Annotated in this window: 12 protein-coding genes and 1 riboswitch; of the genes, 6 read left to right on the plus strand and 6 right to left on the minus strand. The window is 69.4% G+C overall.

Features of this window, described 5'->3' with window-relative positions:
- Positions 1 to 59 precede the first annotated feature (59 nt).
- From ACZ4M5_RS10965 to ACZ4M5_RS10980, 4 genes are all read left to right on the plus strand, one after another.
- Positions 60 to 1,040, plus strand: a complete 981-nt coding sequence (locus tag ACZ4M5_RS10965) for a tetratricopeptide repeat protein (RefSeq protein ID WP_398106631.1) — start codon at positions 60 to 62, stop codon at positions 1,038 to 1,040.
- A 124-nt stretch (positions 1,041 to 1,164) separates the two neighbouring features.
- Positions 1,165 to 1,815, plus strand: a complete 651-nt coding sequence (gene def, locus ACZ4M5_RS10970; RefSeq protein ID WP_398106630.1) for a peptide deformylase — start codon at positions 1,165 to 1,167, stop codon at positions 1,813 to 1,815.
- A gap of 295 nt (positions 1,816 to 2,110) precedes the next feature.
- Positions 2,111 to 3,196 (plus strand): epi-isozizaene synthase, encoded by a 1,086-nt coding sequence (gene cyc1 / locus ACZ4M5_RS10975; RefSeq protein WP_467735222.1) that lies wholly within the window; start codon positions 2,111 to 2,113, stop codon positions 3,194 to 3,196.
- On the plus strand, positions 3,193 to 4,563 hold the full coding sequence (locus tag ACZ4M5_RS10980; RefSeq protein WP_467735224.1) for a bifunctional albaflavenone monooxygenase/terpene synthase: 1,371 nt from the start codon (positions 3,193 to 3,195) through the stop codon (positions 4,561 to 4,563). The genes cyc1 and ACZ4M5_RS10980 overlap by 4 nt, the downstream gene beginning before the upstream one ends.
- A 15-nt stretch (positions 4,564 to 4,578) precedes the next feature.
- Here the strand turns inward: ACZ4M5_RS10980 and ACZ4M5_RS10985 are convergent, their stop codons facing one another.
- Entirely contained in the window at positions 4,579 to 5,541 is a 963-nt protein-coding gene (locus ACZ4M5_RS10985) for a GlxA family transcriptional regulator (RefSeq protein ID WP_467735226.1), read from the minus strand.
- A gap of 93 nt (positions 5,542 to 5,634) precedes the next feature.
- On the opposite strand from ACZ4M5_RS10985, the gene ACZ4M5_RS10990 reads away from it, so the two are divergent.
- Positions 5,635 to 5,877 carry a hypothetical protein gene (locus tag ACZ4M5_RS10990; protein ID WP_467735228.1) on the plus strand — a complete coding sequence of 81 codons (243 nt, stop codon included), beginning with the start codon at positions 5,635 to 5,637 and terminating at the stop codon, positions 5,875 to 5,877.
- Here the strand turns inward: ACZ4M5_RS10990 and ACZ4M5_RS10995 are convergent.
- From ACZ4M5_RS10995 to ACZ4M5_RS11015, 5 genes are all read right to left on the minus strand, one after another.
- A complete protein-coding gene (locus ACZ4M5_RS10995) occupies positions 5,790 to 6,800 on the minus strand; it encodes a ribonucleotide-diphosphate reductase subunit beta (protein WP_467735230.1) in 1,011 nt (336 codons plus the stop codon). The two genes, ACZ4M5_RS10990 and ACZ4M5_RS10995, sit on opposite strands and share 88 nt — an antisense overlap.
- Entirely contained in the window at positions 6,800 to 9,157 is a 2,358-nt protein-coding gene (locus ACZ4M5_RS11000; RefSeq protein WP_467735232.1) for a ribonucleoside-diphosphate reductase subunit alpha, read from the minus strand. Before ACZ4M5_RS11000 ends, ACZ4M5_RS10995 begins: the two co-directional genes overlap by 1 nt.
- 122 nt (positions 9,158 to 9,279) lie before the next feature.
- Positions 9,280 to 9,407, minus strand: a riboswitch (cobalamin riboswitch).
- 144 nt (positions 9,408 to 9,551) lie between these two features.
- Positions 9,552 to 11,180, minus strand: a complete 1,629-nt coding sequence (gene mctP / locus ACZ4M5_RS11005; RefSeq protein ID WP_467735234.1) for a monocarboxylate uptake permease MctP — start codon at positions 11,178 to 11,180, stop codon at positions 9,552 to 9,554.
- Positions 11,177 to 11,443 carry a DUF3311 domain-containing protein gene (locus ACZ4M5_RS11010; protein WP_467735236.1) on the minus strand — a complete coding sequence of 89 codons (267 nt, stop codon included), beginning with the start codon at positions 11,441 to 11,443 and terminating at the stop codon, positions 11,177 to 11,179. Before ACZ4M5_RS11010 ends, mctP begins: the two co-directional genes overlap by 4 nt.
- A 131-nt stretch (positions 11,444 to 11,574) precedes the next feature.
- On the minus strand, positions 11,575 to 12,339 hold the full coding sequence (locus ACZ4M5_RS11015) for a GntR family transcriptional regulator (RefSeq protein ID WP_398106621.1): 765 nt from the start codon (positions 12,337 to 12,339) through the stop codon (positions 11,575 to 11,577).
- A 315-nt stretch (positions 12,340 to 12,654) separates the two neighbouring features.
- Between ACZ4M5_RS11015 and ACZ4M5_RS11020 the strand changes: the two genes are divergently transcribed.
- Entirely contained in the window at positions 12,655 to 13,935 is a 1,281-nt protein-coding gene (locus tag ACZ4M5_RS11020) for an extracellular solute-binding protein (RefSeq protein WP_467735239.1), read from the plus strand.
- Positions 13,936 to 14,062 lie beyond the last annotated feature (127 nt).

Genomic DNA, 14,062 nt, shown 5'->3' on the forward strand with positions numbered 1-14,062 from the left:
CCGGGGGCTCGAAACACAGCTACGGCCAGCCCACCGCACGGAACTGGCAGGCGGGAATCGTGAGGATCTTCGGCAAGGGACGGCACCGGCCCTCCGCCTCCTGGCGGCAGGCCACGGACCGGGCGTTCACACTCATCGGCGACGGCCGGTACGAGGACGCGGGCGCACTGCTGACACGTGCCGCCGATCTGGAGCCCTGGCTTTCCGAGTCCTGGTTCAACCTCGCGCTGCTGCACAAGTTCCGGCACGACTGGGAGCAGGCGCGGGCGGCGGGCCTCCGGGCGGTGGCCCTGCTGGACCGGGACGCCGGCGCGCCCGACTGGTGGAACGTCGGCATCGCCGCGACGGCCCTGCAGGACTGGCCGCTGGCCCGGCGCGCCTGGCAGGCGTACGGGCTGCGCACGCCGGGCCCGGCCAACGACCCCGGTGAGCCCGTCGGCATGGACCTCGGCAGCGCCGCCGTACGGCTGTCCCCGGAGGGTGAGGCCGAGGTCGTGTGGGGGCGGCGGCTGGATCCCGCGCGGATCGAGGTGCTGTCCATCCCGCTGCCGTCGTCCGGGCGGCGCTGGGGCGAGGTCGTCCTGCACGACGGCGTGCCGCACGGCGAGCGCACCACGGCCGCCGGGCACACCTACCCGGTGTTCGACGAGATCGAGCTGTGGGCGCCGTCGCCCGTGCCGACCTGGGTGGTGCTGCTGGAGGCGGCGACCGAGTCGGACCGGGACGCGCTGGAGCAGCTCGCCGGTGACGCGGGGTTCGCCGCGGAGGACTGGTCCTCCTCGGTGCGGCTGCTGTGCCGGATGTGCTCGGAGTCGCGGATGCCGTCCGACGAGGGCGACGGCGAGCACCTGGACCCGCACGACCACAGCGAGCCGGGGCATCCCGGGCCGCTGGGGCACCGGACGGACGGGCAGCTGTGGGTTCCCGAGCGGGAGTGCGGGCTGGCTGCGCCGGCTTCGCTGGTCCGGGGGCTTCTGGACGGGTGGGTGGCCGACAGCCCGGATTCCCGGGACTGGCGGGATCTGGAAGAGGTGTGTTAGCGCCGTTGTCCGGTGCGGCTGCGTCGTGGCCGCTCGCGCGGTTCCCCGCGCCCCTCGGGGGGCGCCATCCCCGTACCCTGTATCAGCATCCCTTGAATTTGTTCAGGAAGGCGTACGTAACGTCATGGCTCAGCAGGACACCGATCAGCAGCACGAGGGCGTGCTCCCCGTCGACGGCGAGGGGTACGTGATCGACACGGAGGACTGCGAGGAGCGCGAGGCCGCCTGGCGTGAGCGGGGGACCTCGCGGCCGATCACGGTCGTCGGCAACCCGGTGCTGCACAAGGAGTGCAAGGACGTCACGGAGTTCGGCGAGGAGCTCCAGCAGCTCGTGGCCGACATGTTCGCCAGCCAGCGCACCGCCGAGGGCGTGGGCCTGGCCGCCAACCAGATCGGTGTCGACGCGAAGGTCTTCGTCTACGACTGCCCGGACGACGAGGGCGTCCGGCACGTGGGCGTGATCTGCAACCCCAAGCTCGTCGAACTGCCCGCCGACCGGCGCCGGCTGGACGACAGCAACGAGGGCTGCCTGTCGGTGCCCACCGCGTACGCCCCGCTGGCCCGGCCCGACTACGCCGAGGTGACCGGGCAGGACGAGAAGGGCAACCCGGTCAAGGTGCGGGGCACCGGATACTTCGCACGGTGTTTGCAGCACGAGACCGATCACCTCTACGGCTACCTGTACATCGACCGGCTCTCCAAGCGGGAGCGCAAGGACGCGCTGCGGCAGATGGCCGAGAACGAGCCCCGCTACCCCGTGGTGGCCAACGACTGAGACCTCTGCTTCACCAGGCGCACGGCGTCTGTTCGGGTGCACCGCCTCGAACAGGCGCCGTTCGTCTGTGTCGTTCGCCTGTCCGTCGCACGTTCGATCGCTTCTGCTCGCCCGTCGATCCGGTACCCGTCACCTAACGGGAGGATCCCGGCACTGTGGGGTAGTGAATGAAGCAAATACGTTCCCAGAACGGTCAGTTGTAGTGCTGAATGGGATGAGCGGGGTATGCAACGGCGCACGCCCGGCACGAAGGGAGGGGCGCCCGCGCCAACCGGCGGCTGAGAGGGGTTAGTTCGTGCACGCTTTGTCACACGGCACCACAGCGACACCGGCCAGGACCGCAGTTCCACCGTCGCTCTCGCTCCCGGTGATCGAGGAGTCGTTTCCACGGCGACTCCACCCGTATTGGCCCAAGTGCCAGGAGAAGACCCGGGCCTGGCTGCTCGAAAAGCGGCTCATGCCCGCGGACAAGGTGGAGGAATATGCCGACGGCCTGTGCTACACCGACCTCATGGCGGGGTACTACCTCGGCGCACCCGACGAGGTCATGCAGGCGATCGCGGACTACAGCGCCTGGTTCTTCGTCTGGGACGACCGGCACGACCGCGACATCGTGCACGGCCGTCCGGACGCCTGGCGGGAGCTCAAGGACCGCCTGCACGAGGCGCTCGACTCCCCCGGGGAGCACCTGCACCACGAGGACCCACTGGTCGCCGGGTTCGCGGACGGCGTGCACCGGCTGTACGGGTTCCTGCCCCGGACATGGAACCTCCGGTTCGCCCGGCACTTCCACGCGGTGATCGACGCGTACGACCGCGAGTTCCACAACCGCACCCACGGCATCGTGCCCACGGTCGAGGAGTACCTGCGGCTGCGCCGGCTCACGTTCGCGCACTGGATATGGACCGACCTGCTGGAGCCGGCCGCGGGATGTGAACTCCCCGACGCCGTGCGCGCTTTTCCGGACTTTCGGCGGGCGGCGCTGCTGAGCCAGGAATTCGCCGCCTGGTACAACGACCTCTGCTCGCTGCCGAAGGAACTCGCGGGTGATGAGGTGCACAATCTCGGAATCAGTCTCATCACCCATGAGGGGCTGACCCTCGAACAGGCCGTGGGAGAAGTTCGCCGGCGCGTCGAGGAATGCATCACCGAATTCATCGACGCCGAAAGGGAGGCCTTGCGGTTCGCCGAAGGTCTCGACGACGGGACCGTGCACGGAAAGGAATTGAGCGCCGCCGTGCGGGTCTGTCTGAGCAATATGCGGAACTGGTTCAGTTCCGTCTACTGGTTCCACCACGAGTCCGGCCGGTACATGGTCGACAGCTGGGACGACCGGTCGACGCCCCCGTACGTCAACAACGAAGCGGCAGGTGAGAAATGACCGTCGAGTCCGTCAAGCCGGACACCGCTGTGGCAGCGGAGCCGCACGAGCCGCCCCGGGCGGGCGGCGGTGTCCCCGTCCTCGGCCACGGCTGGCGGCTGGCGCGCGACCCGCTGGGGTTCATGTGCCGGCTGCGCGAGCACGGCGACGTGGTCCGCCTCAAGCTCGGCCCGAAGACCCTCTACGCCGTGACCACCCCGGACCTGACCGGCGCCCTCGCGCTGAGCAACGACTTCATCATCGCCGGACCGCTGTGGGAGTCCCTGGAGGGTCTGCTCGGCAAGGAGGGCGTGGCCACGGCGAACGGCCCGCTCCACCGCCGCCAGCGGCGCACGATCCAGCCCGCCTTCCGGCTCGACGCGATACCCGCCTACGGGCCGATCATGGAGGAGGAGGCGCACGCCCTCACCGAGCGCTGGAGGTCCGGGGAGACCGTCGACTGCACCTCGGAGTCCTTCCGGGTGGCCGTGCGCATCGCGGCCCGCTGCCTGCTGCGCGGCGACTACATGGACGAGCGGGCGGAGCGGCTGTGCGTCGCCCTCGCCACCGTCTTCCGCGGCATGTACCGGCGGATGGTCATTCCGCTCGGACCGCTCTACCGGCTGCCCCTCCCGGCCAACCGCGAATTCAACCGCGCCTTGGCCGATTTGCATCTCCTGGTCGACGAGATCGTCACCGAGCGCCGCGCAAGCGGTCAAAAGCCGGACGATTTGCTGACGGCATTGCTGGAGGCGAAGGACGAGAATGGCGACCCCATCGGGGAACAGGAGATCCATGATCAGGTCGTGGCGATCCTCACCCCGGGCAGTGAAACCATCGCCTCCACGATCATGTGGCTCCTGCATGTCCTCGCGGAACATCCGGAACACGCGGACCGGGTGCACGACGAAGTGCAGGAGGTCACCGGCGGCAGGCCCGTGGCATTCGCCGACGTCCGGGCGTTGCGGCACACCAACAATGTCGTGGTCGAGTCCATGCGTGTGAGCCCGGCCGTCTGGATTCTGACCCGCCGGGCGGTACGGGACACAAAGCTCGGCGAATACCGCATTCCGGCCGGGGCGGACATCATCTACAGTCCCTACGCGATCCAGCGCGATGCGAAGTCCTATGAGCGGAATCTGGAGTTCGACCCCGACCGCTGGCTCCCGGAACGGGCGAAGGACGTCCCGAAGCACGCCATGAGCCCGTTCAGCGTGGGCAACCGCAAGTGCCCGAGCGACCACTTCTCGATGGCCCAGCTGACCCTGGTGACGGCGGCGCTGGCCGCGAAGTACCGCTTCGAGCAGGTGGCCGGCTCGAAGGACAGCCCTCGGATCGGCATCACCCTGCGGCCGCACGAGCTGAAGGTGCGGCCGGTGGCGAGGTGACCGCCGGGCCGGCGGTCAGGCCGCCTCGGGGCCCCTGAACGTGCGCCGGTAGGCGTTCGGGGTGGTCCCGACGGCCCGGACGAAGTGGTGGCGCAGCGTCGCCGCGTTGCCGAACCCCGTCCGGCCGGCGATCGCGTCCATCGTCTCGTCCGTCGCCTCCAGCAGCCGCTGGGCCTGCAGCACGCGCTGCCGCAGGACCCAGCGGTAGGGCGTGGTGCCCGTCTCCTGGTGGAAGCGGCGGGCGAACGTGCGCGGGGACATCAGGGCCCGGGCGGCGAGCTGCTCGACGGTGACCTCCTCGTCGAGGTGCCGCTCCATCCAGGCCAGCACCTCCCCGATCGAATCGGCCTCGGAGTGCGGCAGCGGACGCTCGATGTACTGGGCCTGGCCGCCGTCCCGGTGCGGCGGCACCACCATCCGCCGGGCGATCTTGTTGGCGACCTCGGTGCCCTGCTCCCTGCGGACCAGGTGCAGGCAGGCGTCGATGCCGGCGGCCGTGCCGGCGGAGGTGATGACCGGGTCCTCGTCGACGTAGAGCACGTCCGGCTCGACGACCACCCGGGGATAGCGCCGGGCGAGGTCCCGCGCGTGCTTCCAGTGCACCGTGCAGCGGCGGTCGTCCAGCAGCCCGGCGGCGGCCAGCACGAAGACGCCGGAGCAGACGCTGAGCACCCGGGCGCCGCGGTCGACGCCGCGGCGCAGGGCGTCCAGCAGCTCCGGCGGGAAGGTGCGCGTGGAGTAGTCGTCCCCGGCCGGGACGGCGATGAGGTCCGCCGTCTCCAGCCGTTCCAGGCCGTGCTCGACCTGGAGCGAGAAGCCCGTGTTCGTGCGCAGGGACGGGCCCTCGGCCGAGGCGACGGCGAAGTCGTACACCGGCAGTCCGTCGTCACTGCGGTCGGTGCCGAAGACCTCGCACACCACGCCGAGTTCGAAGGGGTTCACACCGTCGAGCAGGGCGACGGCCACGTTCTGCAGCATGCGTCCAGTGTGCCTCGCCGGTGGCAGTAATTCGAGGGTTCACGGCAGTACTGCCACTGACGGTAAGGAGCATCAGGCGGGACAGTGGTGTCCATGGACACGAACCAGACACAGACACTCATCGCCATGATCTTCGTACTCGGGACGCTGGTCCTCCTGGTCCTCCCGTCCGTGATCGGCCTGGTGCACGACCGGCGCATCGACCGGCGGATCCGGGAGGCCCAGGAGGCCCGCGCGAACGCTCCGGCTCAGAAGTCCTCGTCCAGGTCGACGGTGCCCTCCACCGCCACCTGGTACGCCGAGGGCCGCCGCTCGAAGAAGTTGGTCAGCTCCTGAACCCCCTGGAGCTCCATGAAGGAGAAGGGGTTCTCGGAGCCGTACACCGGCGCGAAGCCCAGGCGGGTCAGCCGCTGGTCGGCGACGCACTCCAGGTACTGCCGCATCGACTCGGTGTTCATGCCCGGCAGGCCGTCACCGCACAGGTCGCGCGCGAACTGCAGCTCGGCCTCGACGGCCTCCCGGAGCATGTCCGTCACCTCCTGCCGCAGCCGGTCGTCGAACAGCTCCGGCTCCTCCTTGCGGACGGTGTCGACCACGTCGAACGCGAACGACATGTGCATCGTCTCGTCGCGGAACACCCAGTTGGTGCCGGTCGCCAGCCCGTGCAGCAGGCCACGGCTGCGGAACCAGTAGACGTAGGCGAAGGCCCCGTAGAAGAACAGGCCCTCGATGCACGCGGCGAAGCAGATGAGGTTGAGCAGGAAGCGGCGCCGGTCCGCTTGTGACTCCAGCCGGTCCAGCTTGTCCACGGAGTCGATCCACGTGAAGCAGAACTCCGCCTTCTCGCGGATGGACGGGATGTTCTCCACGGCCGCGAAGGCCGCCGCGCGGTCCTCCGGGTCGGGCAGGTACGTGTCGAGCAGCGTCAGATAGAACTGGACGTGCACGGCCTCCTCGAACAGCTGACGGCTCAAGTAGAGCCGCGCCTCGGGGGAGTTGATGTGCTTGTACAGCGTCAGCACCAGGTTGTTCGCGACGATCGAGTCGCCGGTCGCGAAGAAGGCCACCAGCCGGCCGATGAGGTGCTGCTCCGCGGGGGAGAGCTTGGCGAGGTCGGCGACGTCGGAGTGGAGGTCGACCTCCTCCACGGTCCAGGTGTTCTTGATGGCGTCCCGGTAGCGCTCGTAGAAGTCCGGGTAGCGCATGGGGCGCAGGGTCAGCTCGAAGCCGGGGTCGAGCAGGTTCTGGGTGGTGCTCATTACTGGCAGGCCTCGCAGGACTCGGGGTTTTCCAGGGAGCAGGCGACCGCTTCGGGGTCCGGGGCGGCGGTGGCCTGGGCGGGGACGGCGGCGCGGGCGGCGCGGGCGATGCGGGTCGCCGGGCGCGAGCGCAGGTAGTACGTGGTCTTCAGCCCGGACTTCCAGGCGTAGGCGTACATCGAGGAGAGCTTGCCGATGGTCGGCGTCTCCAGGAACAGGTTCAGGGACTGGGACTGGTCCAGGAACGGGGTCCTGGCCGCCGCCATGTCGATCAGGCCGCGCTGCGGGATCTCCCAGGCCGTGCGGTAGAGGTCGCGCACGTCCTCGGGGATCCAGGCGAAGTCCTGCACCGAGCCGTTCGCCTCGCGCAGGGCCTCCCGGGTGCGGGCGTCCCACACGCCGAGCCGCTTGAGCTCGTCCACCAGGTAGGAGTTCACCTGGAGGAACTCGCCCGACAGCGTCTCCCGCTTGAACAGGTTGGACACCTGCGGCTCGATGCACTCGTACACGCCCGCGATCGAGGCGATGGTGGCCGTGGGCGCGATGGCGAGGAGCAGGGAGTTGCGCAGGCCGGTCGTGGCGATGCGCGCGCGCAGGGCGGCCCAGCGCTCGGGCCACGTCCGGGCCACGTCGTAGTGGTCGGGGTGCAGGACACCCCGGGCGGTGCGGGTCTTCTCCCAGGCGGGGAGCGGGCCGCTGCGCTCGGCGAGATCGGCCGACGCCTCGTACGCGGCGAGCATGATGCGCTCGGCGATCCGGGTCGACAGGGCCTTGGCCTCGGGGGAGTCGAAGGGCAGGCGCAGCTGGAAGAAGACGTCCTGCAGGCCCATCGCGCCGAGGCCGACCGGGCGCCAGCGGGCGTTGGAGCGGCCCGCCTGCTCGGTCGGGTAGAAGTTGATGTCGACGACCCGGTCGAGGAAGGTGACCGCGGTGCGGACGGTCTCGTCCAGGCGCTCCCAGTCGATGTCCCCGCCGGTCACGAAGGCGCCGAGGTTCACCGAGCCGAGGTTGCAGACCGCCGTCTCCCCGTCGTCGGTGACCTCCAGGATCTCCGTGCAGAGGTTGGAGGAGTGCACGACGTGGCCGGGCTCGGCCGTCTGGTTGGCGGTGCGGTTGGCGGCGTCCTTGAAGGTCATCCAGCCGTTGCCGGTCTGCGCGAGGGTGCGCATCATGCGGCCGTACAGCTCACGGGCGGGCAGGGTCCTCCTGGCCAGTCCCGCGGCCTCCGCCCTGCGGTAGGCGGTGTCGAACTCCTCGCCCCACAGGTCGACCAGCTCGGGCACGTCCGAGGGGGAGAACAGCGACCACTGCGCGTCGGTGTTCACGCGGCGCATGAACTCGTCCGGGATCCAGTGCGCCAGGTTGAGGTTGTGGGTGCGCCGGGCGTCCTCGCCGGTGTTGTCCCGCAGCTCCAGGAACTCCTCGATGTCCGCGTGCCAGGTCTCCAGGTAGACCGCGGCGGCTCCCTTGCGGCGGCCGCCCTGGTTCACGGCGGCGACCGAGGCGTCGAGGGTCTTCAGGAACGGGACGATGCCGTTGGAGTGGCCGTTGGTGCCGCGGATCAGCGAACCCCGGGCGCGGATGCGGGAGTAGGCCAGGCCGATGCCGCCCGCGTGCTTCGACAGGCGTGCGACCTGGTGGTAGCGGTCGTAGATCGAGTCCAGCTCGTCCTGGGGGGAGTCGAGCAGGTAGCAGGACGACATCTGGGGGTGCCGGGTGCCGGAGTTGAACAGGGTGGGGGAGGAGGGCAGGTAGTCGAGGCGGCTCATGAGCCCGTAGAGCGCCGCGACCTCGTCCACCGCGCGGGCGGAGTCGTCCTCGGCGAGGCCGCTCGCCACGCGCAGCAGGAAGTACTGGGGCGTCTCGATCACCCTGCGGGTGATCGGGTGCCGCAGCAGGTAGCGGCTGTACAGCGTGCGCAGGCCGAAGTAGCCGAAGCGGTCGTCGGCGGCGCTGTCGACCAGCGCGTCGAGCCGGTCCGCGTGCAGCTCGGCGAACGCGGCGGTGCGGTCGGCGATGAGCCCCTCGCGGTGACCGACCGCGACGGACCCGGTGAAGGACGTGACCCCCTGCGAGGCGGCCTCCTCGCGGATGCCGATGGTCAGCAGGCGGGCGGCCAGCCGGGAGTAGGCCGGGTCCTCCGAGATGAGGCCCGCCGCCGACTCCGTCGCCAGGTCCCGCAGCTCCCGCTCGTCCGCCTGCGCGGACCGGCCGCGCAGCGCGGCGGCGGCGACCCGGCCGGGGTCGGCGTCGGGAAGGTCGGCGGTCAGTTCGGTCAGGGTCCGCAGCAGCGCGGCACCGGGAGCGTCCTGCTCCTGTTCGGCGGCTGCGACCGGACCCGCTGGCGCGATGGTCACGGGGGCTCTCCCTCGCTCGGCACGGAGCCTCGCCGAGGGCAGGGGGCAGCACACGGACGCAACGGCGTCACGCGTCCACCGGCCCATTCCACGAGGCCCGGACGTCAGGGCACACCGGCCGGCGGCCGGGTGCACTGTCGGCAGGTCCTCGGACTGACCACCATGCGCGCAGAGGGGCATGGGGTACACCGTTGCGGGACAGTTCCGGATTCGCACCGGATTCCCCTGCGGCGACAGCGAGCATGAGCATACATCTTGTGCCGGGCTCGGGTGGCACCCCCAGATGTAGTGTCGCGATGGGGTCAGAGCGTCGGCTTCACAGGACAGCGGGCCGCCGTGACGCCTGGTCACGACGGCCCGCTGCCGGTGGTCGCGGCGTGCCGCGCCCTTTTGCTCAGTGCGAGGAACCGGCGGTGGCCGGCGGAAGCTCCACCTGGACCCCCGGGTCGCCCGCGTCGGCCGTGTAGTCCTCCGGCCTGGTCTCGTCGACGCCGTCGGGGGCCTTCACCGCCCTCAGGACGAAGGTCAGGACGACCGTCACGACGACGTTCAGCACGAACGCCGTGAGGCCGATGTAGCCGATCTCGCCGATGCCGGGGATCTCCTTCGACGAGCCGCCGAAGTGCTTCTGCGTCGGGGAGGCCACGCCGTAGGCGGCGAGCGTGCCGTAGACCATGCCGACCGCCCAGCCCGCGAGCAGGGCCCAGCGGTGGAACCAGCGGGTGAACAGGCCGCCGACCAGGGCCGGGAAGGTCTGCAGGATCCAGATGCCGCCCAGCAGCTGGAAGTTGATGGCGACCGTCTTGTCCATGGTGAGGACGAAGACCAGCGCGCCCACCTTCACCAGCAGCGAGACCAGCTTGGAGACCTTGGTCTCCTGCGCGGGGGTGGCGTCCGGCTTGATGAAGTCCTTGTAGATGTTGCGGGTGAACAGGTTCGCGGCCGCGATGGACATGATGGCCGCGGGCACCAGCGCGCCGATGCCGATCGCCGCGAACGCCACACCGGCGAACCAGTCCGGGAACATCGTCTCGAACAGCTGCGGGATCGCCAGCTGCCCGTTCTGCACCTTGATGCCGGCCGCGATCGCCATGAAGCCGAGCAGCGCGAGCAGGCCCAGCATCAGCGAGTACAGCGGCAGGATCGTGGTGTTGCGGCGGATCACCTCACGGCTCTTCGAGGACAGCGTCGCCGTGATCGAGTGCGGGTACATGAACAGCGCCAGCGCGGAGCCCAGCGCCAGTGTGGCGTACGTCCACTGGCCCGCCTCCGGCGGCGTCAGCGCACCGCGCGGCGCGCCCGTGGCCGGGTTGGTCTGGCTGTACGCCTCGCCGGCCTTGGCGAAGATCTCGTCGAAGCCGCCCAGCTTGATCGGGATGTAGATGATCGCCACCGCGATGACGAGGTAGATCAGGGTGTCCTTCACGAACGCGATCAGCGCCGGCGCCCGCAGGCCCGAGGAGTACGTGTACGCCGCCAGCACGCCGAACGCGATCAGCAGCGGCAGGTCCTTGATGAACCAGTTGGTGTCCTCGCCTCCGCCGACGCCCATCACGTCCAGCACGGCCTGGATGCCGACCAGCTGGAGCGCGATGTACGGCATGGTCGCCAGGATGCCGGTCACGGCCACCGCGAGCGACAGGCCCTTCGAGCCGAACCGGCCGCGCACGAAGTCGGAGGTCGTGACGTACCCGTGCTTGTGGGAGACCGACCACAGGCGGGGCAGGAAGGTGAAGATCAGCGGGTACACCAGGATCGTGTACGGCACGGCGAAGAAGCCGGCCGCGCCGGCCGCGTAGATCGCCGCGGGTACCGCGACGAACGTGTAGGCCGTGTACAGGTCGCCGCCGAGCAGGAACCAGGTGACCCAGGTGCCGAACGAGCGGCCGCCCAGGCCCCACTCGTCCAGGCTGTGCTCGTTCTCGGCCTTGCGCCAGCGCGCGGCCAGGAAGCCCATGACCGTGACGAGCAGGAAGAAGAAGATGAAGACGGCGAGTGCGACGCCGTTCACGCCGTCCTTCACCGCGACGCACCGCCCTTCGCTGCCGAGCGGGAACGCTGGTCACGCTGCCACAGTCTGTAGGCGATCATCGTCAGCGCGGTGGAGATCAGCACCCACGCCATCTGGTACCAGTAGAAGAACGGGATCCCGATGAAGGCCGGGTCGGTCTTCGCGTACGAGCCGACCCACAGCATGGCCACGAAGGGTGCGACGAGGCAGAGGCCGATGACGACGCGCACGGGCGTCACCACCGGACCTCTACTGGATTCTGGGGCTTGCGACATCAGGCGGCTCCGTCCCCTCAGTGATCACCTGTGCAATTGCGCAGGCAATCTAGGTCAGGGTGCGGCGCAAGCGGAACCCCTCGTCCGCAATGCGGTACCCAAAAGAAACCGGGGATCCGGCAGCCGCCGCGTCAGTCCTGGGGCCGCTTGAGACGGGCCACGAACTTGTACCGGTCGCCGCGGTACACCGAGCGCACCCACTCCACCGGCTGGCCGTCCCGGTCCAGGGAGTGCCGGGACAGCATCAGCATGGGCAGGCCGACGTCCGTGCCGAGCAGTCCGGCCTCGCGCGGGGTCGCCAGCGACGTCTCGATGGTCTCCTCGGCCTCCGCGAGGTGGACGTCGTAGACCTCGGCGAGCGCGGTGTAGAGGGAGGTGTACTTGGCCAGCGACCGGCGCAGCGCGGGGAAGCGCTTGGCGCTCAGGTGGGTGGTCTCGATGGCCATCGGCTCACCGTTGGCCATGCGCAGCCGCTCGATGCGCAGCACCCGTCCGCCCGGGGTGATGTCGAGCAGACCGGCGAGCCGGTCGTCGGCGGTGATGTAGCCGATGTCCAGCAGCTGCGACGTGGGCTCCAGGCCCTGTGCGCGCATGTCCTCGGTGTACGAGGTGAGCTGCAGCGCCTGCGAGACCTTCGGCTTGGCGACGAACGTGCCCTTGCCCTGGATGCGTTCCAGCCGGCCCTCGACCACGAGTTCCTGCAGCGCCTGGCGCACGGTGGTGCGCGAGGTGTCGAACTCCGCCGCCAGGGTGCGCTCGGGCGGCACCGGGGTACCGGGCGCCTGGGTCTCGGTCATGTCGAGCAGGTGCTTCTTCAGGCGGTAGTACTTGGGCACGCGCGCGGTACGGACGGGTGCCCCCGTCTCGTTCTCCGCACTGCTGACGTCGGTGCTCATGCTCCGCCTTCCCGGCTCGGTCCGCCGACACGATCCCACTTGTATACCGTCGGCGCCTCTTTTGGTCTAGTCCAGCCATCGCTGTGGTCTACCCGCAGTATGCCGTGTCCATCAGGGTTTTCGCTGGCTTCTTACTTAAAGGTTCCTGCATATGTAGGTCGCATAACGGCTGGTCAGGGCCATCTCGCGACCCTTGACAGGCCTGCTGGTCTGGTCCAAGCTCCCCGTACTGGTCTACACCATTGGTCCAGTTCCTGGCGCCCCACGTCTCACCGCGGGGAGCAGGGGGGTTGTGGCATCCCTGAGGAGGGTGGCGTGAAGCGCAAGCTGATATCCGCGATCGGTATCGCGGGCATGATGGTCTCCATCGCGGCGTGCGGGGGCGAGGGTGACGGGGGCTCCGACAAGGGCGCGGACGCCAAGGAACTGACGGTCTGGCTCACGGTCGACGCCCAGAACAACTGGCCGGAGCTGGTGAAGGCCGCCGACGCCGCGGTGAAGAAGAAGCACCCCGGCGTCAAGATCAACCACGAGTACTACGGCTGGCCCGACAAGAACGCCAAGCTCGACGCCGTCCTCGCCACCGACAAGGCCCCCGACGTGGTCGAGATGGGCAACACCGAGATGCTCGGCTACATGGTCAAGGGCGCCTTCGCCCCCCTCGACCAGGGCAAGTTCGACAACTCGGACGCCTGGCTGGACGGCCTGAAGGCCTCGGTGACCTACGAGGGCAAGACCTACGGCGTCCCCTACTACGCCGGTGGCCGCGTCGCCAACTGGCGCAAGGACGTGGCCGCCTCGGCCGGCCTGAAGACGCCTCCCAAGACCTACGACGAGCTGACCGACGCCCTGGACAAGATCCAGAAGAAGCAGGGCGACAAGTTCAACGCCTGGTACCAGCCCACCCGCGACTGGTACGCGGCCATGTCCTTCGTCTACGACGCCGGCGGCGCCATCGCCACCGAGTCGGGCGGCCAGTGGAAGGCCTCCCTCTCCTCGCCCGAGTCGATCAAGGGCCTCAAGGAGTTCAAGAACGTCGTCGACGAGTACATGCACGGCGACAAGACCAAGGACGAGTCCGACCGCTACATCGTCTACGGCCAGGGCAAGTCCGCCATGATCTTCGCGGCGGCCTGGGAGGGCGCGACCGCCGAGGACCCGAAGAACGACAAGACCGGCAAGCTCAAGGGCAACCTCGAGAACTTCGTGATGCCCGGCCCCTCCGGCAAGAACATGCCCGTCTTCCTGGGCGGCTCCGACCTCGCCGTCCCGGTGAAGTCCGACGCCCAGGCCCTGGCGGCCGAGTGGATCAACGCGTTCACCGGCTCCTCCGGTCAGAAGGGCCTGATGGCCAAGGGCAACCTGCCCAACAACAAGACGGACCTCGCGACGCTGAAGAACGACCCGAAGACCGCCGTGCCCGCCACCGCGGCCGAGTCCAGCTGGTTCGTCCCCATGGCCCCCGGCTGGGGCCAGGTCGAGAAGGCGCAGGTCCTGCAGACGATGCTGCAGAGCATCGGCACCGGCAAGAAGTCCGTCGAGGCCGCCGCCAAGGAGGCGGACGCCAAGATCGACAAGGTCATCAACACCAAGTGACCTGCGGGTCTGTCGTCCGGGTCGAATCACGCCACGGTGCCTCCCCGCGTCTGCGGCGCGACCCGGACGACAGACCCACGGGCGGGGCTCCCGGCAGCGGAGCCCCGCCGTTCGTCAGACCTGAGGG

Source organism: Streptomyces sp. NPDC026246 (genome assembly GCF_055567995.1).

Bases quoted from the DNA above. Each gene is read 5' to 3' on its own strand.
- def (WP_398106630.1), top strand. From the start codon at position 1,165: ATGGCTCAGCAGGACACCGATCAGCAGCACGAGGGCGTGCTCCCCGTC.
- ACZ4M5_RS10980 (WP_467735224.1), top strand. From the start codon at position 3,193: ATGACCGTCGAGTCCGTCAAGCCGGACACCGCTGTGGCAGCGGAGCCG.
- ACZ4M5_RS10985 (WP_467735226.1), bottom strand. From the start codon at position 5,541: ATGCTGCAGAACGTGGCCGTCGCCCTGCTCGACGGTGTGAACCCCTTC.
- ACZ4M5_RS10990 (WP_467735228.1), top strand. From the start codon at position 5,635: ATGGACACGAACCAGACACAGACACTCATCGCCATGATCTTCGTACTC.
- ACZ4M5_RS10995 (WP_467735230.1), bottom strand. From the start codon at position 6,800: ATGAGCACCACCCAGAACCTGCTCGACCCCGGCTTCGAGCTGACCCTG.
- ACZ4M5_RS11010 (WP_467735236.1), bottom strand. From the start codon at position 11,443: ATGTCGCAAGCCCCAGAATCCAGTAGAGGTCCGGTGGTGACGCCCGTG.
- ACZ4M5_RS11015 (WP_398106621.1), bottom strand. From the start codon at position 12,339: ATGAGCACCGACGTCAGCAGTGCGGAGAACGAGACGGGGGCACCCGTC.